The 19,990-nt window shown below is 63.7% G+C and carries 17 protein-coding genes and 1 tRNA gene; 5 read left to right on the top strand and 13 right to left on the bottom strand.

The window, feature by feature from the left end:
- Positions 1-110: 110 nt before the first annotated feature.
- The 5 genes from ON759_RS03965 to ON759_RS03945 all read right to left on the bottom strand — a co-directional run bounded on the left by ON759_RS03965 (position 111) and on the right by ON759_RS03945 (position 5,664).
- Entirely contained in the window at positions 111-1,037 is a 927-nt protein-coding gene (locus tag ON759_RS03965; protein ID WP_271679073.1) for a hypothetical protein, read from the bottom strand.
- A 24-nt stretch (positions 1,038-1,061) separates the two neighbouring features.
- Positions 1,062-3,710, bottom strand: coding sequence for a hypothetical protein (locus ON759_RS03960; protein ID WP_271679072.1), 2,649 nt, complete (start codon positions 3,708-3,710; stop codon positions 1,062-1,064).
- 3 nt (positions 3,711-3,713) lie between these two features.
- On the bottom strand, positions 3,714-4,481 hold the full coding sequence (locus ON759_RS03955) for a PP2C family serine/threonine-protein phosphatase (RefSeq protein ID WP_271679071.1): 768 nt from the start codon (positions 4,479-4,481) through the stop codon (positions 3,714-3,716).
- Complete coding sequence (locus ON759_RS03950) at positions 4,478-5,146, bottom strand: vWA domain-containing protein (RefSeq protein ID WP_271679070.1); 669 nt, start codon at positions 5,144-5,146, stop codon at positions 4,478-4,480. Before ON759_RS03950 ends, ON759_RS03955 begins: the two co-directional genes overlap by 4 nt.
- A gap of 167 nt (positions 5,147-5,313) precedes the next feature.
- Positions 5,314-5,664: a hypothetical protein gene (locus ON759_RS03945; RefSeq protein ID WP_271679069.1), complete on the bottom strand. Its 351-nt coding sequence runs from the start codon at positions 5,662-5,664 to the stop codon at positions 5,314-5,316.
- A gap of 479 nt (positions 5,665-6,143) precedes the next feature.
- On the opposite strand from ON759_RS03945, the gene ON759_RS03940 reads away from it, so the two are divergent.
- Entirely contained in the window at positions 6,144-6,800 is a 657-nt protein-coding gene (locus ON759_RS03940; RefSeq protein ID WP_271679068.1) for an EcsC family protein, read from the top strand.
- A gap of 103 nt (positions 6,801-6,903) precedes the next feature.
- Here the strand turns inward: ON759_RS03940 and ON759_RS03935 are convergent, their stop codons facing one another.
- From ON759_RS03935 to ON759_RS03920, 4 genes are all read right to left on the bottom strand, one after another.
- A complete protein-coding gene (locus ON759_RS03935) occupies positions 6,904-8,073 on the bottom strand; it encodes a hypothetical protein (RefSeq protein WP_271679067.1) in 1,170 nt (389 codons plus the stop codon).
- An 84-nt stretch (positions 8,074-8,157) separates the two neighbouring features.
- Positions 8,158-11,034, bottom strand: a complete 2,877-nt coding sequence (locus ON759_RS03930; protein WP_271679066.1) for a hypothetical protein — start codon at positions 11,032-11,034, stop codon at positions 8,158-8,160.
- Positions 11,035-11,080: 46 nt separating this feature from the next.
- On the bottom strand, positions 11,081-12,055 hold the full coding sequence (locus ON759_RS03925) for an ADP-ribosylglycohydrolase family protein (RefSeq protein ID WP_271679065.1): 975 nt from the start codon (positions 12,053-12,055) through the stop codon (positions 11,081-11,083).
- A gap of 188 nt (positions 12,056-12,243) precedes the next feature.
- Positions 12,244-12,336, bottom strand: a tRNA-Ser gene (locus ON759_RS03920).
- A gap of 123 nt (positions 12,337-12,459) precedes the next feature.
- On the opposite strand from ON759_RS03920, the gene dnaX reads away from it, so the two are divergent.
- The 4 genes from dnaX to ON759_RS03900 are packed head-to-tail and all read left to right on the top strand — an operon-like array spanning position 12,460 to position 15,566.
- Positions 12,460-14,187, top strand: coding sequence for a DNA polymerase III subunit gamma/tau (dnaX, locus tag ON759_RS03915; RefSeq protein WP_271679064.1), 1,728 nt, complete (start codon positions 12,460-12,462; stop codon positions 14,185-14,187).
- Positions 14,188-14,222: 35 nt separating this feature from the next.
- Entirely contained in the window at positions 14,223-14,543 is a 321-nt protein-coding gene (locus ON759_RS03910) for a YbaB/EbfC family nucleoid-associated protein (protein WP_271679063.1), read from the top strand.
- A 46-nt stretch (positions 14,544-14,589) separates the two neighbouring features.
- Positions 14,590-15,189 carry a recombination mediator RecR gene (recR, locus tag ON759_RS03905; RefSeq protein WP_271679062.1) on the top strand — a complete coding sequence of 200 codons (600 nt, stop codon included), beginning with the start codon at positions 14,590-14,592 and terminating at the stop codon, positions 15,187-15,189.
- Between the two features lie 26 nt (positions 15,190-15,215).
- A complete protein-coding gene (locus ON759_RS03900; RefSeq protein WP_271679061.1) occupies positions 15,216-15,566 on the top strand; it encodes a histidine triad nucleotide-binding protein in 351 nt (116 codons plus the stop codon).
- Between the two features lie 7 nt (positions 15,567-15,573).
- On the opposite strand, the gene ON759_RS03895 is transcribed toward ON759_RS03900, so the two are convergent.
- The 4 genes from ON759_RS03895 to ON759_RS03880 are packed head-to-tail and all read right to left on the bottom strand — an operon-like array spanning position 15,574 to position 19,981.
- On the bottom strand, positions 15,574-16,059 hold the full coding sequence (locus ON759_RS03895; RefSeq protein ID WP_271679060.1) for a Slp family lipoprotein: 486 nt from the start codon (positions 16,057-16,059) through the stop codon (positions 15,574-15,576).
- Between the two features lie 56 nt (positions 16,060-16,115).
- Positions 16,116-18,077, bottom strand: a complete 1,962-nt coding sequence (locus ON759_RS03890) for a transglutaminase TgpA family protein (protein WP_271679059.1) — start codon at positions 18,075-18,077, stop codon at positions 16,116-16,118.
- Positions 18,074-19,027, bottom strand: a complete 954-nt coding sequence (locus tag ON759_RS03885; RefSeq protein WP_271679058.1) for a DUF58 domain-containing protein — start codon at positions 19,025-19,027, stop codon at positions 18,074-18,076. Before ON759_RS03885 ends, ON759_RS03890 begins: the two co-directional genes overlap by 4 nt.
- Positions 19,028-19,030: 3 nt before the next feature.
- Positions 19,031-19,981: an AAA family ATPase gene (locus ON759_RS03880; protein ID WP_271679057.1), complete on the bottom strand. Its 951-nt coding sequence runs from the start codon at positions 19,979-19,981 to the stop codon at positions 19,031-19,033.
- Between the last annotated feature and the right edge of the window lie 9 nt (positions 19,982-19,990).

Genomic DNA, 19,990 nt, shown 5'->3' with positions numbered 1-19,990 from the left:
ATGCGGGGTAGCCTGCTTTGTGCTGAGAAACAAGGCTTGGCCAGGTCAATCACAGAATCAGCAGCATGCAGCATGGGCAATCCTGGGCGAATTGAGCCCAAGACGGACCTTCATTGCTGGGCGGCATCTCCCACTGTGTACTGAGCGGTGTACCTCGTCCTGCCATCCAACTGCACTGTTGCTGTGTACTGCCCAGGTGGCCAGCCGTCGGGCTTGGAGATATTGAACAGCGTCGAGCCAGAGCCATCCAGGTTCACGCGCTTCGACTCTTCGTGCACAGGGATTTCTTCGCCCCCGTGATTGAACGTCCACTTCACGCCAAGAGTGCGCTCGGTCGCAACCGATGTGCGTGTCGTCACCTGCAGGTAGACGGTGTCATCCGGCCGGAACACGTTCGTTGGATGTGTAACCTCCAGTTGCTCTTCGTTGGCATCAGATCCGAGAATTGGAGAGTCCATGAAGACGCCAGCCGATGATTGGTCGTCAGCGAATCCACTCAATGCTTCCGCATTCAGGATTTCACCATCCGCAACTTCGGTGGGATTGTCTGCAGCGACCTGTTGCTCCTCGGCGACAACGGCCTGCTCGTTGGAGCCACCCGTCCGACACATTTCGCCGCTCGCGGTAGCCTTGGCTTCAAGATCGGCGAGCTGTAGCGCCTGATCCCTTGATATGTTGCCGCGGTAACTCGTGAACTGGATCTGGAGTAGCGCGCCGTAGTTCCCTGCCGCCTTGGCTGTTGCGCACGGATCCCCGGAAGCTACCGCCTGCTCATACGCCTGTACACACTTCTTGGCATTCTCCTCAGCGCGCGCGCCCCACTTCTCCCACCGTGAAACCTGGAAGATCGATGGCTTGAGATTGTCGCTGGTATCGGTCGCGCGCACGACTTCACCGGCAATTGCAGACGCTAGACAAGCATTTCCTTCCGCCAAGGCTTGGTCGTATTGATTCCCCAGCTTTTTCTCAACAATGGAATCTGCGGAGCAAGCTGAAAGCGCGAGAAAGCAGGCCGTTAAGAGGATGCGCAATTTCATGCTTTGGACCTATCTTCCATCTCGTCAAAATGCGCAAGTCGAATAGCCTGGTGGCGGAGAAGGCGACCAGTTACCCGCGCAAAGTTCCTGCCTGACCTTCGTGCGGCACGAACTACCGAAGAACCCCTTCGGGCACTCAGAGTGACGACGGTTGTACAGGTCGTCCGCCGTGTATTGGGCACCAGCCTGCTGCGTACCTGCGGAGCGATAGGGATTAATGTCCTGCGCCTCCAAGCTGCAGCCCGACTGTCGGAGAGCGCCGGCGATATCAGCGCGACCACGGGAATCAATAGTCCTGGCATTATTGCGCCCCGAATCGGTGGCGTTGCGACGCAGTGAATCTTCAACGGACGCACGGAGCCGCTCTTCGTACTGCGTCCGTATTGCCACGCAGCCCGGACGTTCGGCACTAGCCGGAGACTGCGGATCGCCACCCGAGCTCTGCCCGCCTTGCGCGGCCATCCGCTCATCCTCGAATTGCTGCCGTTCTGCGGCCAACTGCGCACGCTCGTCCTGAATCGAATTGAGAGCAGTGCAATCCAAGCTCTTCACCGTCCCGTCCATGCCGATCAGGCGCACAAGCTTCCCCTGCAATTCCGTGCTACGCCAGGATTCGCAGAGACCCGCGGCAATATCGTCCGCAGACGACTGTGCATACACCGACAAGGTCGTGTCCCCGGACCAGACTGCGGCGAGCGTCTTCGGCATTGCGAGGATTGTCGATGCAGCCTCTCGCTGGCTAGGTGCCGTCGCGCCAGGCTGCGCCAACGCAATGCTGGCGCCATCTTGAGAAGTACTTGAAGCCGGCAGTTCCTCCACGCGGAACCGCATGAACGTCGTCGCCGACCCAACCTCGCCTTGTGACTTTGCGGCAAAAGCGATCATTGGCGTGTTGGGCGGAATCGTCGCAGTTGACCGACCAGCAAGATCCCCCTTCAATGCAGGCGCATTTCCGGACAGCCCGTTGGCAATCACCACCATCCAGTTCTGGTCCCAGTTCGCGTATCGAACGGGAGAGTCACCATCTCCAAGGATCCTCTGCGCTGCGTAGCAATTGCCCGCAGGCGGACAGATCGCAATCGTTTCATTCTCTATGACCAGATAGACGCCATCTTTCAGAAGCTCGTTACCTTGCAGCGGGAACAATTTCTTCGGTTTTCGATAGAACCCGTCCGAGAGGATCTGCGCAACTACACCGGAGCCATCAATCGAATAGTCAACGCCGAGCCCCCCCGAAGCCTGGCTGCCGGGAAGCGCGGTTTCCGGCGCGACGGCAGCTGGAGGTGCCCCATCCGGAACGGTCGGTCCCGCATCGGCTTTCCTTCCAACGCCGAACATGAGCGCGCCGACGACCAGCGTACCGACAACCGCCGTGACGCCCACGATCTTGAGGATCACGGATCCGAAACCTGACTTGTCCGCACCTGGGGCTCGTGGAGTCACCGTCGGTGTCGTCAATACCGGACCCGAACTTTGCGCGGCAGGAGGCGCCGCCCCTTGTGTCTTCGGCTTGCTGGGTGCCGGTGCGCGCGTCGGTGGCGGCGCAGGCTTCTGTGAGCTCGGTTTCGCGGGGGCTGCACGTGGCACAGGCCGCGGGGCAGGCAAGGGCTTCTGTCCTCCCCCCTTGGCGATCTTGCCTTCGCGCAGGCAACGGCTGCACTGCAATCCTGCGAAATGAAGATGCGCGGAATCTCGCGTGCAGGGAACGATGTTCCCACTAGTGCGGGTCGCGTATTTCTCTAGCCTTGCCGCCCACTCCTGTGCGCTTGGGCGTCCAGAAGGTGTTCCTTGGAACGCACGCTCAAAGCAATCGAGCAGTTCGCCAGGGAGGCAGAAATGGGTGCTGGACGGCCGCGGCGTGCAGTTTGCATTCGCGGTCCGCCCGTAGGGGTAGTCGCCTCGCGAAATGCGCTCTGGCATATCCGCACTGAGTCCCGCACGGATGACACCGGAGAACGGATGATCACCGTGGTTGAGAAGTTGGAACACGATGGCGGCAAGCGCAAACCGATCCTGCGCGACCGGATCCGAGTTCGGATTGCCGCCAGGTGTTTGGAACTCCGGTGCAAGATATTCACCGGTGTACATGGGCGCGGGATAGCGGGCCCCACTTGTACTATCGGAGATGCTGAAGCCATCGCAGTCCAGGACCGCCATGTACAGCGTATCCGGGTAATAGCTTAGGTTTTGAGGCTTCAGATCAACAATACAGTGGCCTCTCTCGTGCAAAGCCGCGACCACCCCGGCCAACTGCCTCGCAACGGTGACGCGAGTCCCCATGTCGGATCGCAGCCCCTGTTGCGACGCCTGACGATCGGAGAGCAGAAACTCGAGCAATCGCGTTCGATTCAGCTCCAAAGCCGGCATCGCAAAGCCAACGAACCTGCCGGCTCGCCGAACCACACCGCTCGGCCATGCAATCTGGACGTAGTTCCGTCCTTGGTACTGGAAGGGCGGAAGCGTGGGCGGCGATGCAACCATCGCACTGACCTGGCGCTCTGCCTGTGCCAAGTCCTTCGGGGCCATCGTGTCGTGGTAGAGCTTGATGACCGTCAGCGGGTCACCCTGCAGGCCATAAACCGTGCCCGCGCCACCTGCCGCAATCTTGCTGCCCAACGTGATCTTCTTGGACTTGCCCTGGGATATCAGCTCCAGGGCTTGCGATGTCGCCATCGTTCAACTCTCCAAGAACGCCAGCACCAACGTCTTGTCGTCGTTGGTGATGGAATTTGTACGCTCGCTCGTCAGGATCGAAAGCAACCCTCGGTTCCCGTCCTCGACCGAATTCTTCCGCAGATAGTCCTCAATTGGATCGATGAAGCCCGGGAACAGGGATGATTGATCCTTCGTAAGCGCGAATGGCATCGGCCCATCGCTCATCACGGCAATGCAGCGGATCTCACCTGCGAAATCCGTCAAGCGTAGATGGTCGAGCCAGTTGGACTGGGTGACGAACCAGGTCTCGTTCGAGTACTCGCCATTCTCGGGTCGGGAAACGACGGGAGCGATCGACGCATCCGCCATATGGACGATAGCGGCGCCATCACCCACGTGGAAGAAGAAGCCGCCACCGGTCGCCTTCGCGACAACGCCTACCAATGTGCAGGCCAAGTCACGGGGAGCTACGCCCTTCTCGGATGCCGCATCTTCAATTCGCTCCCTCGCGTGCTGGATCGACGCTTCAAGTTGGTCCTTGACCAGCTGAAGTGCGTCCGCGCCTTCTTCGAGTTCCTCGCCCAAGCAACTGGCAATGCGCTCCACCACCGCATCGGAACAGATGCGCGATCCGATCTCACTCAAGGATGCCGAGCCCGCACCATCGCAGACCACGGCAACAAGGAAGCCATCTCCACCAGTCCATGTACGGCATGCATCTTGGCATGCCGTCATGCGTTCGAGGTGGGATGTCCCTGTAGCGACCGCTTCGAAGACTTTCCAGTTCATACGGTCGTGGACGCCCAGGAGCTGGTCGGGGGCAACTGTACGGCTTGACCCTGCGCAGCCTGCGACACAACCTTGACGCTCGCGCTGAGCCAGAGGAACAGCTCCTTGAAGTTCAAGCCATCAAGGTGCAGCGCACCCCGTGCACTGAACTTGGACAGGATCTCCTGATCGGCGTCATCCCCCACCGCGATGGGGAAGATCGCCACCTTGTTTGCAGCCTCGGCCGCAAGGCTCCTGGCACTTGCGCCTTCGAAGTCGTCAGTGGGCACACCGTCAGACATGAGGTAGATCAAGGGGCGCTTGTAGGCGATGCCGTTGCGCCGCAACTCTTCCTTCTGGCTCTCGATCTCGTCGAGCGCGCGCTGCATCGCGCTGCCTGTCGGAGTCCTGCCATTCGCCACCAGTCGGGGAGGAGCGAAATCCATCACGTCCTGCCACTGGCCGACTTCCACCTCATCATCTCCACCGTACTGCACAACCAGAACTCGCACGGACCTGGCTGCTTTGGGATCCCCCTTCAGGTCAGCGTCCATCGCGGCCAACCCTTGCTGGAGCGCTGCAATCGGCTCACCGCCCATGCTGCCGGAACAATCCAGCACCAACACAACGGGAACGCGCTCCTCCGCGTTATCGATGAGGGAAACATCCGGAATCAGTTCTGACATGCCTTTCTCCCAGTGGTTCTTTGCTAAAAGTCCAAAAAAGCGATGCGTCGATTCCAGTCAGTTGCTGGACTGGCTAAGGAATCCGTATTTGTTTGGCGATACGAGGAACAACACCTTGGGAGGCCACGTCAGAGCGCAGTGCTGTTCGCACCAGGCCTCTGCTTCGTTCACCCTAGGAAATACGAGAGATAGCGACCGGGAAACTCGGCCTTGAAACCGAAACTACACAACAGCATGACGACCGCAACCGCGACGCAGGTGACGAGATAGATAAGCCCCGCGTCAGACCATTGCTTTGTGGTCATCCTGAAGCCAAAGAGAAACGCCAAGCTCGCGACAATCGAGAACACCCACATCTGTCCGGTGTCCAACGCGAGATCGAAGGAACCCCTGGCAAAGCCGAGCAACACCATGCCAGGAGCATTGAGGAAGGCGAGCGCCAGGACCAGCAAAACCAGCGCTCCGAGCGCATTTGCGGATTGCGCTTCCTGCATTTCCTTTTCTGTGTAGAGCGGCATCCTCCCCCCTGAGCTGCTAGGCCATCGACTACTCGCGTACTGCTAACGCAGGGGGCTACTCGCCAACCCTGGCGACACAGAAAGGTCAACGCGACTTTCGGATCAGACATGACAAGCGCCGCGCCGACGCGGGCAAGTCCAACAGAAATTTCGTCCAAGGGCATCGCTGTCCTTAAGGACAGCTCAAGATCGCCCTGTTCGAGTAGCCACCTAGCGCCCCCCCTAGCGCTGGATCCCCGTTGCTCGTCTCTGGAGTGTGTTGCTTGCCAACTTTGGATGTCAAGCACCCTGCGACGACTTCGCCTCTAGTCCTTTTTGCGATGAGATCCGCAGGGCGACAACCTCACCCCCTGCAGCCCGTGCTCGTGGCTTCTGTGTCCATGCCTGGGGCCCGCATATCCGCGCGCGCGTCGCCCTTGGCTAGCCCGCTTGCTTTCATCGGATTCTGGTACGTTTGGCCTGACGGGAAAGGGGCAGGCATGGACTCGAAACTCACGGAAAGCAAGGTCATGGGCGCGCTCGATTGGGCCTATGACAGGGCGTTGGGCGGAATCCCAGGATTCGACTCAGCTCAGGAACTCGCCGAAAGTTATATGAAAGCTGGCGACTGCAAGATTAGCCAGGCGAACTCGCTGATTCGTTGGCAGAACGCCAAGGCCGGCACTTCAGGGTTCCTAACCGGCCTCGGCGGCATCATCACGATGCCGGTCACCGTTCCCGCGAACATCGCGAGTGTCATGTATGTTCAACTGCGCATGATTGCCGCGATCGCGCACATCGGCGAGCACGACATCCGCGACGACCGCATCAAGACGATGGCCTATGCGTGCCTCACCGGAAACGCCGCCAAAGACATCCTCAAGGACGTAGGCATTGTTGTCGGCAGAAAGCTGACCGAGAACGCCATCAAGAACATCAGCGGCAAGACCATCACTAAGATCAATCAAGCGGTTGGATTCCGACTGTTCACGAAATTTGGCGAAAAGGGCGCAATCAATCTTGGGAAGGCCGTGCCATTGATTGGCGGCATCGTGGGCGCCACCTTCGACTCTGTAACGACGAATGTCGTGGGTAATGTTGCCCGGGACACGTTCGTTACTACCACGAACCCAACCATTCGCGCATCCGGGCGATAGATCTTCTAATACCGCATTCCGCCTTACCAACAACGCTTTGGAAATTGCTGACCGCGGCGTCGGTGGTCGCAAGATCGCTGATTGGAAGGCGTTGCTCTTCTCGTCATGACGAAAGACCGCTGCGGCGACGTTGATACGGAGTCAGCACATTTCGAGGTGACCAGATCCCCTCATGGTCGCGCACCAGCCTCATCACGATTGGCGTCAGGATCGCAAGCATTCCGAGTGCTGAAGCGCGTGCCCGCGCTCTAGCCAGTTGGGTCTTGCCTCCGGGGGAAATCACGGTCCAAAGGGAATTCACGAACAGGATTCCGAGCGAGAGCTTCGTGATCAACGCAAGCGCAAACGCCCAGATACTGCGCGGGGACTGGTCTCTCCAAGTCCTGATGGACGCCCAGAGAAGCAGCGAAATGAAGAACACAATCGCGAAGATTCCGCCGTACCTCCCCATCCAGACGGTGAGCAGTGGAACCGCGAGCATGAAGAACATCATCGCCAAGTCATCGTAGTTCCGGAACACAACAATTTTCTGGTTCCAGCCTGCAACGATCCCGCATATGACGAGCATCAGCCAGGCAATCGCGATCCCCCAAAACAGCGGCGAAAAGTCTCTGGACTCGCGTGCCTGAGCTGCCGGGGCAGTCTCGACCGAATTGTTGCTGGCAGGGGCGCTTTCGGCCTGAGGTGAGTAGGCCTGGGATTGCATTGAGCCGCTATTGACGGGCGGTGCCACGGGAATGGTGCGCTCCGGTATGCCTTCGGTAACCGCTGACAAGGGCGCTGAATCAGGGCCAATGGACGGATCTCTATCAATCCCCTCCGCAGGAGGTGCGGTTGAATCGTCGTTGAAGATGTCGCCCTGTGGGCGAACGACGGCTTGAGCATCTTCTGGAACGCTAACTGGAGATTCGGGCGGAAGGCGCGGCAAGTTAACTTGCACAAGGATGGATTGCGCATCGGCGACCTGAATGCTGCTCGTCCATTCTCCCCGCGTTGCGCAATCGCTAATCAACTGTTTCGCCGCGTCCAAGTCGGCGGCAGTCGTGCACTGGATATCCTTGTTTCCGAAACTCCTGCCCAAGTAACGGGCATCGCCAGCCCTTGCCATGCCCTCAACGTCAGCTTGCAAGTGCATGCACTGCTGATACGCGGGCCTGTCGCAGTTCGCTGCTGCGATACCAGGCATCAAGAATGCCTGGCTGGCGGCCAGCCCTGAAATCAGCAATCGCGCACTGATTGCCGCATTACCTAGCAGCCTTCCGAAAATTGTCATTACGCCCGCCCCAGTTCCGCGTTAACGCAGCTATTCAAATTTCCCACTCGCCGATACAGCGCACCAACCCCTTGTAGAGCAAGTTCAGCCGTTATGGCTCAAGCGATTCGTCAAATGAGTTGGCATGTGCCCCACCAACACCTTCTTGGCCACGTCGTCGTAGTAGAAGTACATCCTGAACTGGAAGTCGCCACCGAAGCCAACCCCACGCTTCAGATGCCTGTCCAATGTGACTTCCCGACCATCGTACTGCCGCTTGTATTCCTTCTTGTAGCGCTTGATCTCGTCGGCCGTGCCGACGTCTGACTCTTCCAATCCAATCTCGGCAAGTGCCTGCTTGCTGCGTTGGTAGGCATCGGTATCGTCCGAGCTCCTCGTTCGCATTGGGATGTAGTAGCGAACCAGGTAATCCATCGCCTTATATGCCAACGGAATGTCCTTGAAAGGAGATTCACGCGCCGCTTTGGCTGCCTTGGGATGAAGGACAAGTCTTTCCTGTCCGTACACCTCGACCCAAGTTTCCAGATCGTCCCAGCTCTCTGGATACTCCACCTGCTCCTCGCTCTCCGAGTACCCTGTTTCAACCCCATTCCATTGATTGCTGAGCTTGAATTTGAGCCGTCGAACCTCTTCGAGCGCGCTGGTGCGCTCGAGCTTGGTGGCTTGAAGCTCTTGGTCGGCCTGTGTCAGCTGCTCAGCCAAGTATTTATTCCTGGCCTTCTGCTCCAAAAGTGACGCTTCGAGCTCCATGTTGATCGCCTGCAGACGCCCGATTTTTTCCTCTGCGGTAGATGCAATGCTCTCGGCCTCTTGCCGCAACTCAACCAAACGTTGCTCAGACGTGGCGAGTCGACCTTCAGCAAGCAAGTTTCTTATGGAGTGAAAGGACGGCGCGCGCTCCTCAAGATCTCCGATCTCAAGACTGATCGAACAAGCGTGCTCAAATAGCTCGTCTGCAAGCCATTTCGGTAGCGCGGGCCCCTTTAGAACCCACAGAGGATGCTGAAAGGGATCGGCATCTGCAGTAAAGCCAGGGCGATATAGCCGAACCGCATTTCCAAACACGGAACGGTCTCGCCCAAAATTTCTGATCAATCCATCAGAAATCGGCTTATCGACTTGCAGGACATGCGCGACGCCCACAAGGCGCTTTGCCAACCGATCAGCGGATGCATCAACATTTCCAGAAATGACAATAACCGGTTGCCCTCGATGCGGATTGAGCAGCAGGCGACTGAACCACGCTCCGTCGTTGGCACTTCTTAAGCGTTTTGCGCTATCTACCAGCGCAACCCCCGCATCCTGCAGGCCAATATGCTGGGCAACCTTTGATACGACACCCGGCACACCGCTCGCGACGGGCGGCGGCGCTTCCTCAGTGCTACGGACCTGGGCCATTCGAACGCTTATGGCAGACGCGCCAACTCCAAGCAGAGTGACTTCGACTCGCCAGATGGCGCCATCTGCCATCGACTTTCGATCATCGAATCGCATCGCCCAGATGCCTTGACCGTCCGTCTCAATGGTGACTTCGCCATCGGCATGTTCAGCGTGTTGATTTGAAACCGAATCTAGTGATTTAAAGCCCTTGTTGGAGAGCCATTGAAGAACATCCTTCTTGGCACTCTCGAAGGACCCCGCAGAACTCACCCCAGGCTCGCCAAGCATCGCGGCAAATGCCAGCACGTTTACAGTCCCAGCGCTTCGCGAAAGCCGTGGCCTCGCTGGCATTTCAGAAGACGAGACAGACGTTACGGCCTCGTTTGAATTCGCATCCTGAGCGGGATCACAGGGCTCATCCACATAGTCGTGAGACTTAAGCTTTGAAGGACCCTTTAGCTCAAGATCATGAGCCTCACCGACGATCTCCGAGCCCTCTGACAACAGCGACGAGCTACTATCTCGTGCCCCCTCTCGCACAGCCCTCCCTAGCCAGAGCATTAGCGCCAGCCGATCTTCGTATGGGGTCCGCGTCGAATCCTCACAGGGAACAGACGCCAGCAAGTCGGCACTTACAGCTGGTGCATCCTCCCAGTGAAACTCAGTATCCCCGCTAGCACTTGACCTCGAAAAAAAACGCCCTGTGTCAAGGCAGATTCCGCCATCGGGCAATGTGAGTACGGAGCAAACCGCAGCTCCCTCAACATTCGGCGACGACCTAGTGGCATAAACCGCAGCGACTGAGTTCCATGCCGCGCGGTTACGGACGGGGCCAAGGTGGCCAATGAACACGCGGTGGGCCATTCTCAGGTCATCAACAATTCCATCGTCAGGCGCCTTCAAATCACCTAACGAAGGAATCATCGCTGAGAACCACCATGCGCCCGGCGCATGATGCTGAACATCGCCCTGGCTCGCCTGGAACGCAAGAACCTCCCCAGCTTCAAAGCCACGCAGCTTCAACAACGATCGTGCAATCGATACGTCAGCAAGGCTGTTGCAAGACACCAGTAATTTCTTGCCGGGGGAAAATCGGCTGAACTTGCCCGCCGCAGACTCTAGATCTTCCAAGCTAGGGGGTTGGTAGATCAGCACATCGGGGGATTCATCCAATGCCTCTAGGTGCTTGCTCCAATCTTTCATGAGCACTTGTTGAGGCGGCTGAAAGAGCAATGGCTTTGGAGCCTTACCCGCACGCGGCTTGCCAGGAACACAAACTGTCAGATTGAACTTCTGAGCGGGCTTGTGAACCTTCGCATACAAGGAAAGCCAACGACCGCCATCATCAGCGATGCCAGGATCAGCCGAAATTACCAGCAGATTGGCGCCAAGTGCTTCGATGACTTCGGGCGCCAACCGGGAGAGGGCGAAGAATGGTGCGCCGTAAAACGAAGCAAAAGCCTGTTGTCCGTCCTCGGAAAAACGACTCGTGAACTGGCCGCCGACGACACGCTGGACGGCGGCCGCATAATCCAGCACCGTCGTGGGAGTAGCGGAACTACTTCTGGACTGGATATCCATCACGCGCCTCGATCAGCTCCCGAATTCCTATCTCAAATACTCAAATTCATCGATCACACAGCTGTGCCAAAAGTGGCTCAAATAGATCGCGACCGCGCAAGCCATCCCTCCAGCGACCCGGAATTCCATCGGTCCGGTAAAGCAGCCCGGCAATTCCCCCCGCCACCGCTGCAGTCGTGTCCGTATCGTGCCCTAATGTCACCGCATGGCGCACACAGGCCTCAAAGCTTGTCGTGCCCTCAACCGCCTCCTTGGCAGACCACAACGTATCCAGCACATAGCCCGTTCCCCGGGCGGACGCGGCGTTACCGGGATCAAGGACCAGCTGGACCTCGGCACCGGGGAATAGATCCAAGCCGCCATGGTTTCGGAAGCGGCTCACCGCGGATGACCAAGGATCGGGACGCCGTTCCAGAGCGGCACGGGCCCAGAGGCAGTACAACGCACACGCAACCTGTGAACGCGGGTGACCGTGGGTGGGCAGAGACTGGCGAGCGGCCAACGCCATCAGCTCCCGGTCATCGCCACGATGCCAGAGGGCAAGGGGCAGCACCCGCATCAACGAGCCATTCCCGTTGTGGCGTTCGTCCGACGGCCCGCTGGATTCGGGCGGGATGCCCGCGCCAAGGCGATTGAGGGCGGTGCTTGTCTGCGCTCCGATATCGAAAACCGATCGGTTGACGGCGTAGAAGCCTTCGAGCAGCCAACGGCGTAGTCCGCCAGCGAAGTGCGCCAGATCCAATCCGTCGCATGCCAGGAGGCTATCGAGGAGGACTAGAGCCTGGGCGCCGTCATCGCTCCAGGTCCCGGGCGGTACGCCAACGTGTGCCCGCTGAAACCCCGGTGGCGGGGAAAACTCGATGAGATCTGCCGGTGGAATGGACTCGGGTGGGTGGAACTCGTACGGGACGCCCAGCGCATCACCGACCAGCAGCCCTATCAGGCCGCCGGACACCCGCTGCTGCCGATCGACACTCGCTGTCGCCATCCGTATCGCCCCCTGTCGCTGAAGCAGCATCATGGCGAAGTCGGGTCGCATCCAGTGAGATCTGGGACTGATTGGGCTCCCAAAGCCTCACAAATGCTCCCAAACCAGAACAAGCTGGCCCAGAAACGCCAAAGGCGCGGCCAAGCGGCTGCGCCTTTGGTAGGTTCTTTGGTAGAAACGATCAGCGGACACCGCTGAAACCGTTGTAATCACTAGATAACTGGCGGAGAGAGGGGGATTCGAACCCCCGAAGCGCGGTTTAGACGCTTACACACTTTCCAGGCGTGCTCCTTCAACCACTCGGACACCTCTCCGGAAGGTGTCGGACGGCGCCTCCTGCGCCGCCGAGCCGGCAATTCTAGCCGTCGGCGCGCGCCGCCACAAGAAACCCGGCGGCGGGTCGGGCGGGCGAAAGTCCGTGCATGGCAGAATGGGGCATGTCCTACCTCGTGCTTGCCCGCAAGTGGCGCCCCAGGCGTTTCGCCGAACTGGTCGGCCAGGAGCACGTGGTCCGTGCCCTGACCAATGCCCTGGAAAGTGGCCGCGTCCACCATGCCTTCCTGTTCACCGGCACCCGCGGCGTCGGCAAGACCACGATCGCGCGGATCTTCGCGAAGTCGCTGAATTGCGAGCAGGGCACCAGCGCGGATCCCTGCGGCGAATGCGAGACCTGCCGCGCGATCGACGCTGGCCGCTACATCGACCTGCTGGAGATCGATGCGGCCTCGAACACCGGCGTCGACAACGTCCGCGAGCTGATCGAGAACGCCCAGTACATGCCGTCGCGCGGCAAGTACAAGGTCTACCTCATCGACGAAGTGCACATGCTGTCGAAGCCGGCGTTCAACGCGCTGCTGAAGACGCTGGAAGAACCGCCGGAGCACGTCAAGTTCCTGTTCGCGACCACCGACCCGGAGAAGCTGCTGGTCACGGTGCTGAGCCGCTGCCTGCAGTTCAACCTGAAGCGCCTCGACGAGGACCAGATCCGCGGGCAGATCGCGAAGATCCTCACCGCCGAGGGCATCGCCGCCGAAGACGACGCGATCCGCCAGCTGGCCCGCGCGGCGGACGGCAGCCTGCGCGACGGCCTGTCGCTGGTCGACCAGGCGATCGCCTACTGCGGTGCCGGCACCGACGGTGGCCGCCTCGAGGGCGCCGCCGTCGCCGCGATGCTGGGCACGGTCGATCGCAACCGCGTGCAGGCGCTGCTCGACGCGTTGGCCGCGTACGATGGTGGCCGCCTGCTCGACGAAGCCGCCCAGCTCGCCGAGTTCTCGCCGGACTGGGGCAGCGTGCTGGATGCGCTCGGCGAGGCGCTGCACCGGGTGCAGGTCCGGCAACTGGTGCCGGGGGTCGACGTCGGCCACGATGCCGTCGAGGTCGACGCGCTCGCTACCGCGCTCCGTCCCGAACTGGTGCAGCTCTGGTACCAGATGGCCCTGCATGGGCGTCGCGACCTGCAGCATGCGCCCAGCCCGCGTTCCGGCTTCGAGATGACCCTGCTGCGGATGCTGGCGTTCCGCCCCGCCGACAGCGCCCGCGAGCAGCCGGCGATGCCGGCGTCCTCGCCTGCGCCTGCGCGTGGCGACACGCCACCACGCGGCCCCGCGCGAGGGAGTGCCGCAGAGGCCGCGCGTGCAGCGCTGTCCGCGCCGGCGCCCGATCTCGTTGCGCGTCCCGAGCGTCCACCCGAGCCGCGCGTGGCGCCCGCACCCAAGCCGGAGGCCGTGGTGCCGCCCATGCCGTCGACGCCCGAGGCGGGCGGCCTGCTGGTAACCGACACCGAGCACTGGCTGTCGCTGGTGGCGCGCAGCAGCCTGCGCGGGCCGGTGCGCCTGCTGGCCGAGCATGCCGCGTTCGTCGCCCACCACGACGGCGTGCTGCGGCTGTCGCTGGCCCCGGGCGACGAACACCTGAAGTCGCCGAGCCTGGTGCTGCAACTGGGCGATGCGCTGGCATCGATGCTCGGCGGTGGCGTGCAGCTGCGCTTCGAGACCGGCGAGCCGCGCGGCGACACCGCCCGCGTGCGCCATGCCCGCGAGCGCGAGTCGCGCCAGGCGCAGGCGGAGCAGGGCTTCGCGGCGGACCCCCACGTCCAGCGGCTGGTCGAGGTGCATGGTGCGCGCATCCTGCACGACACCATCCGGCCGCTGGGCGAGAATTGACCCGGGGCGGACGACCGCCCAATGCGAGGACGACCATGCGAGGAAACATCGCCCAGCTGATGCAGCAGGCGCAGAAGATGCAGGAAGACATGCAGCGCGCGCAGGAGGAAGTGGCGGCGCTGGAGGTGGAGGGCCATGCCGGCGGCGGGATGGTCAGCGTGGCCCTCGGCGGCCGCATGGATTGCCGCCGGGTGCGCATCGATCCCGCTGCGCTGGCCGATCCCGAGATGGCCGAGGACCTGATCGCCGCGGCCTTCAACGACGCGGTCAACAAGATCAACGCGATCTCGCAGGCCAAGATGGCCTCGGCGACCGCGGGGATGCCGCTGCCGCCGGGCATGAAGCTGCCGTTCTGAGTCTTGCTCCCCCGCCTTCGCCAAGCGAAGTCGAGGGCCTGGCGCGATGACGACTTCACTCCTCGAACAACTGATCGAAGCGCTGCGGGTCTTGCCGGGCGTGGGCCAGAAGTCCGCGCAGCGGATGGCCTACCACCTGCTGGAACGCCAGCGCGAGGGTGGGCGCCGGCTCGCCGAGGCAATGGCCGAGGCGATGGCGCGGATCGGCCATTGCGAACGCTGCCGCGACTTCAGCGAGGACCCGGTGTGCCCGACATGCGGGAGCAGCGCGCGCGACGCGCACCTGCTGTGCGTCGTCGAAAGCCCGGCGGACCGGCTGGCGATCGAGCAGGCCACCGGCTATCGCGGGTTGTACTTCGTGCTGCAGGGACGCTTGAGCCCGCTGGACGGCATCGGTCCCGGCGAGCTCGGGCTGGACCGGCTGGGCAAGCGCCTCGCCGAAGGCGAGGTGGTCGAGCTGATCGTCGCCACCAATCCCACGGTCGAGGGCGAGGCGACCGCGCACTATCTCGCGCAACTCGCGCGCGCGCATGGCGTGCGCGCCAGCCGGCTCGCGCATGGCGTGCCGCTGGGCGGCGAGCTGGAATACGTCGACCGCGGCACGCTGTCGCACGCGTTCGGCAGCCGCAGCGACATCCTTCCATGACAACGCCGGCAGGAGGCGACCCCGCGATGCACGACACCATCTTCCACAAGATCCAGCGCGGCGAGATACCGGCGCAGCTGGTCTACGAGGACGCGCACCTGTTCGCCTTCCGCGACATCGCCCCGCAGGCGCCGGTGCACGTGTTGTTCGTGCCGAAGCGCGACTACGCCACGCTCAATGACGTGCCGGAGGAAGACGCCGTGGTGGTGGGCCGGCTGGCGACCGCCGCCGCGCGCTACGCCAAGGCGCAGGGCTTCGCCGAGGACGGCTATCGCATCGTCATGAACTGCAACGGGGATGGCGGGCAGACCGTGTTCCAGATCCACCTGCACCTGCTCGCGGGCGCGCCGCTCGGTCGCTTCGGCACGCCCGGCTAGGCGCGACTCACCAGGCCCAGGGCCAGCCCCACGGCGACGGCCTGGTCACCACCCGCACCCGTTCGCGCACCGGCCACAGGTAGACGACATCGGCGGCCATCCGCGGGAAGCGGTACACGTAGCCATCGACCTTGCGTTCCTCGTACCCTTCGATGCGGCCGGTGAAGGTGACTTCGCGCTTGGGTTCGAACAGCGCGGGGTCGTAGAAGCCGGTACGGCAGGCGATGAACCGACCCCAGGTGTCGTCGCTTGCCCACACCGGGCGACCTTCGGCATCCAGGCGCGTGGATATGACTTCGAAGCAGGTGCGGTCGGGTCGTGGCTCGGTGCGGATGATGCGGCCGCCCCAGCGGACGGTGGCGCCGGCGTGATCGCCGACCACGGCATCATGCGCGCTCAGGGATTCGAAGCTGCCTTGGAGGGGTTTCGGTTGGGTGGCGCAGCCGGCGAGCAGGGCCAGGGCCAAACTGGTGGCGGCGAGGCGATGGGTCATGGCGAATCCTCGGGCTGGGGGTGGCGCCAGTCTAGGCCCGGTGGGTCAAGGGCGCGTCACGGGCGATGGGCGGACAGGTCGCGGACCAGCGCACGCACCACCGCCGGTTCGACGCGGGCGTAGCGGGCCGCGGAGAAACGCCGGCCGAGCGTGCGCAGGTCGATGCCGGCACGGGGCACGTCGGCGGCGACACGATCCGCCCAGGCCTGCGCGGGTTCATGCGCGTCGCGTGCGCGGCCGATCCGCGCGTAGCGCTCGCCAAGCCGGTGCCAGGCCCGCAGCAGCGGGTCGCGCTCGCGCTCGCCGCGGGCAAGCCACCAGGCCATCCATCCCATCGCCAGCCCGGCCACCAGGGCGAACAAGAGCACCAGGCCGCGCCCGCCGATCCCGGCAAGGCCCAGCGGATCGAGCATGCGCTGCTGCCGCTGCGCATTGAAGCCCAGGACGAAGTCGTTCCAGCCGCGGCGCAGCCAATCGCTGGCGTCGAATATCCCGACCAGCCCGTCGAAGGCACCGATTCGCCCGGGGCGTCGATCTGCCAGGGTATCGAAGACGCGTTCCGGTGCCACGGCGGCCGTCGGGTCGACGCGCACCCAGCCGCGGCGCGGCAGCCAGACCTCGTTCCAGGCATGGGCGTCGGAGTTAAGCACCACCCAGTAGTCGCCGATCGGGTTGCGGTAGCCCCCCGCGTAACCCGTCACCACGCGGGTCGGGATGCCCGCGGCCCGCATCAGCACGGCGAACGCGGAACTGAAATGCTCGCAGTAGCCTTGCCGGCGCTCGAACAGGAAATCGTCGACCTCGTTGCGCCCGGCCAGCGGCACGTCGAGGGTATAGGCGAAGTCCCGCCGGATCATCGCCAGGGCGCGGCCAACGAGCGCCGCGTCCGCGCGACCGTCCGCATCGTGGCCGGCCTCCCGGCGCCAGGCCCGGCCCATGGCCACGGTGCGCGGATTGAACCCGCGTGGCAGGAGCAGGGCGCGCATGCGCAAGGCCGGCGGGAGCGCGGGCTGGAAGGCGGAGGGGGGCGCGGATTGCAGGCGCCAGCGGGTGACGTTGTCCAGGCTGCGTTCGGCGCGCAGGCTGTGGCCGAGGGCGAACGCGCTTCCCGGCGGTGCCTGCAATGGCAGGTCGAGCGCCACCAGGTCCCGGCCTTCGGTCGGCTCCATGTCGAGCTGGTAGTCGTAGCGCGCATGGCCTGGTTGCATTTCGGCCGCGCCGGCCCCTGCGTCCCACCGCAGTTGGTGCCAGGTCGCGCCGTCGAAGTCCCACAGCACCGGCCCACGCCAATACATCTCGGCCCGCGCGGGGGTTGCGCCGAAGAACTGGACGCGGGCCGCCGGGCTGTCGTCGCTCATGAGGTCCAGCCAGCCGCCCGGCGTCATCGTGTCCGAGAGGCCGGGCTTTGCGACTGCCCGGTCTGGCAAGCCCCACAGCGGTGTCGGCAGCCGGGGGAACAACCAGAAGGCGGCCAGCGCCAGCGGCAGCCCCAGCCCCAGCAAGCGCACGATTTCCCCCAAGTCCCGCCACCCTGGCCGCGCCGATGCCTGGGGTCGATTCGATCCCCCGGATTCGTCCCCCGCGAGTCGACGCAGCGCCGACAGCACGGCAACCACCGCCAGCAGCGCGAGCGCCAGGCTCAAGGGGCCCTGGTCGAGCAGGAAGGTCGCGAAGGGTGCGAACAGCGCGAACCCAAGCAGGCTGCGGCCATCGCGCAGGCTGAAGGTTTCCGAGGGCTTGAGCGCCAGCATGCCAGCCAACAGGCCGCAGGCGGAATCGCGGCCGATGCCGTGCATCGTCGCGGCCACCGCGATGATGGCGGTGATCCCGAGCAGGATCCGCAGCAGTGCGGGCAACGGCCGGCGCCATGCGGCGGCGGTCACCAGCAACGCCGATGCGCCGAAGCCGAGGCCCAGCGCGAGCGGCAGTTGCAGCAGCAGCGGCAGCAGGCAGATCGCCGCGGCGGCGAGGACGTGGCGGCGGCTGGCGGCGGGCATGTGCGGCGCCGTCGCGGTCATGCCGGAGTCTCCGCGGGCATCATCGCCAGCGCGCGCAGGCACTGGTGGCGATGCAGCGGCCCGAGCCCGAGCGCGATCGGGGCCGTGCCAGGCAGGCGCAGGGCGTAGCGACGGCCTTCGCGTTCAGCATCATCGACCCAGCGGGCGAGCCGGCGGATGCGCTGCTCGTACGCGAGTCCTTCGGTGGCGCTCCAGTCCAGCTGCAGGTGGTCGCGACGATGCTGTTCGTATTCGCGCACCAACAGGCTGTCGCGGCGCGCGGAGGCCTTCCACGCGATCGTGCGCGGTGCGTCCCCGGCGCGGTAGCCGCGCAGGTGGTGGAGGTCGTCGCCGGCCCGGGCGTCGCGCGCGCGGCCTTCGCCGGTGGATGCGGCCGGCAGCGGCGGCGCATGCGGTTCCGCGGCGGGGTAGACCAACGTGGCCTGTGCGGGCCAGACATAGGCCCATGCGCGCGCCAGCCCAAGCGGCTGCACGGTGCGCAACTCCAGGCGCGGCAAGGGCATCAGCCCGCGCCGCGACGTGGGGAGGCGCAATTCAGCCGTGGTGCCCGACGCGTCGAAGCTCGCATGCACGACCTCGTCGCCATGCCGGAGTTGCAGGTCGCGGCGCTGGCGCGCGTCGCCAGCCCCCAGCGCGATCCGCAAGGACAGCGGCTCGCCGGCGGCCACCGGCTCCGCGGCGACCGCCTCGATCCGCACGCCCGACAGCTGCAGGTGCGCGAACAAGAGGCTTGCCTGCGCCGCACCCGCCAGCAGCAATGCCAACAGCAGCGCCGGGTTGTTGTTGTAGTTGAGTGCGCCCAGCCCCATCGTGCCCAGCAACAACGCGAAGAACAGCCCGGTCGCCGTCGGCAGGACGTAGACCCGGCGCCGATCCAGGCGCACCGGGAGAGACTCGGGCGCGCGCGGCCGGGTCAGCGCCTGCATCCTGCTCCGCAAGGCCGCGCGCATGGCTCAGTCGACGGCGACGGCGTGGAGGATCTGCTTGGCCAGCGTCGCGGGTTGGGCGTCGCCATCTCCGACCAGGCGATGTTCGGCGACCGCGGGGAACAAGGCCTGCACGTCCTCGGGCACGACATGGTCGCGTCCCAGCAGCAGCGCGTGCGCGCGCGCCGCGCGCAGCAATGCGAGCCCCGCGCGCGGGGACAGGCCCACCCGGATCCCGGGTTGCTTGCGACTACGTGCGAGCAGGGCTTGCACGTAGGCCAGCAAGGGTTCGCTGGCGTGCACGCCGAGCACCGCGCGGCGCAACGCGATCACCCGGTCGGCATCGAGCAGGGCGGGCGCTTGCGCGATCAGGTCGCGTCGGTCGCTGCCGGCGAGCAAGGCGCGTTCGGCGGCCTCGTCGGGATAGCCAAGCGCGAGCCGCAGCAGGAAGCGGTCGAGCTGCGAATCCGGCAACGGATAGGTGCCGGCGAGGTCCACGGGATTCTGGGTGGCGATCACCAGGAACGGGTCTGGCAGCGGACGGGTCTGCCCGTCCAGGCTGACCTGGTGCTCGGCCATGGCCTCGAGCAACGCGCTCTGGGTGCGCGGCGGGGCGCGGTTGATCTCGTCGGCCAGCAGCACGTGGGTGAACACCGGGCCGGGGTGGAATTCGAAGCGCCGCGCCTGCGCCTCGTACACCGACACCCCGAGGATGTCCGCCGGCAGCAGGTCGGAGGTGAACTGCACCCGCGCGAATCCGAGGCCCAGGGTCGCCGCCATCGCATGCGCCAGCGTGGTCTTGCCGAGGCCCGGCAGGTCCTCGATCAGCAGGTGCCCATCCGCGAGCAAGGCCACGAAGGCGAGGCGCACCTGCTGCGGCTTGCCCAGCACCAGGGTGTTCACCTGCGCCTGCGCATCGCGCAGGGCCGCGCGCAGCGCATCGGTTAGGATCGCGTCGGAAGCCGTGGAAGCGGGCATGTCGTTCAA

Source organism: Thermomonas mangrovi, assembly GCF_028201335.1.
Taxonomy (GTDB): domain Bacteria; phylum Pseudomonadota; class Gammaproteobacteria; order Xanthomonadales; family Xanthomonadaceae; genus Thermomonas; species Thermomonas mangrovi.
Note: the sequence above shows the minus strand (reverse complement) of the source record. Positions and strands in the feature narration are given on the sequence as shown.

Coding starts and splice junctions, on each gene's coding strand:
- ON759_RS03965 (WP_271679073.1), bottom strand. CDS start 1,037: ATGAAATTGCGCATCCTCTTAACGGCCTGCTTTCTCGCGCTTTCAGCT.
- ON759_RS03960 (WP_271679072.1), bottom strand. CDS start 3,710: ATGGCGACATCGCAAGCCCTGGAGCTGATATCCCAGGGCAAGTCCAAG.
- ON759_RS03955 (WP_271679071.1), bottom strand. CDS start 4,481: ATGAACTGGAAAGTCTTCGAAGCGGTCGCTACAGGGACATCCCACCTC.
- ON759_RS03950 (WP_271679070.1), bottom strand. CDS start 5,146: ATGTCAGAACTGATTCCGGATGTTTCCCTCATCGATAACGCGGAGGAG.
- ON759_RS03945 (WP_271679069.1), bottom strand. CDS start 5,664: ATGCCGCTCTACACAGAAAAGGAAATGCAGGAAGCGCAATCCGCAAAT.
- ON759_RS03940 (WP_271679068.1), top strand. CDS start 6,144: ATGGACTCGAAACTCACGGAAAGCAAGGTCATGGGCGCGCTCGATTGG.
- ON759_RS03935 (WP_271679067.1), bottom strand. CDS start 8,073: ATGACAATTTTCGGAAGGCTGCTAGGTAATGCGGCAATCAGTGCGCGA.
- ON759_RS03930 (WP_271679066.1), bottom strand. CDS start 11,034: ATGGATATCCAGTCCAGAAGTAGTTCCGCTACTCCCACGACGGTGCTG.
- ON759_RS03925 (WP_271679065.1), bottom strand. CDS start 12,055: ATGATGCTGCTTCAGCGACAGGGGGCGATACGGATGGCGACAGCGAGT.
- dnaX (WP_271679064.1), top strand. CDS start 12,460: ATGTCCTACCTCGTGCTTGCCCGCAAGTGGCGCCCCAGGCGTTTCGCC.
- ON759_RS03910 (WP_271679063.1), top strand. CDS start 14,223: ATGCGAGGAAACATCGCCCAGCTGATGCAGCAGGCGCAGAAGATGCAG.
- recR (WP_271679062.1), top strand. CDS start 14,590: ATGACGACTTCACTCCTCGAACAACTGATCGAAGCGCTGCGGGTCTTG.
- ON759_RS03900 (WP_271679061.1), top strand. CDS start 15,216: ATGCACGACACCATCTTCCACAAGATCCAGCGCGGCGAGATACCGGCG.
- ON759_RS03895 (WP_271679060.1), bottom strand. CDS start 16,059: ATGACCCATCGCCTCGCCGCCACCAGTTTGGCCCTGGCCCTGCTCGCC.
- ON759_RS03890 (WP_271679059.1), bottom strand. CDS start 18,077: ATGACCGCGACGGCGCCGCACATGCCCGCCGCCAGCCGCCGCCACGTC.
- ON759_RS03885 (WP_271679058.1), bottom strand. CDS start 19,027: ATGCGCGCGGCCTTGCGGAGCAGGATGCAGGCGCTGACCCGGCCGCGC.
- ON759_RS03880 (WP_271679057.1), bottom strand. CDS start 19,981: ATGCCCGCTTCCACGGCTTCCGACGCGATCCTAACCGATGCGCTGCGC.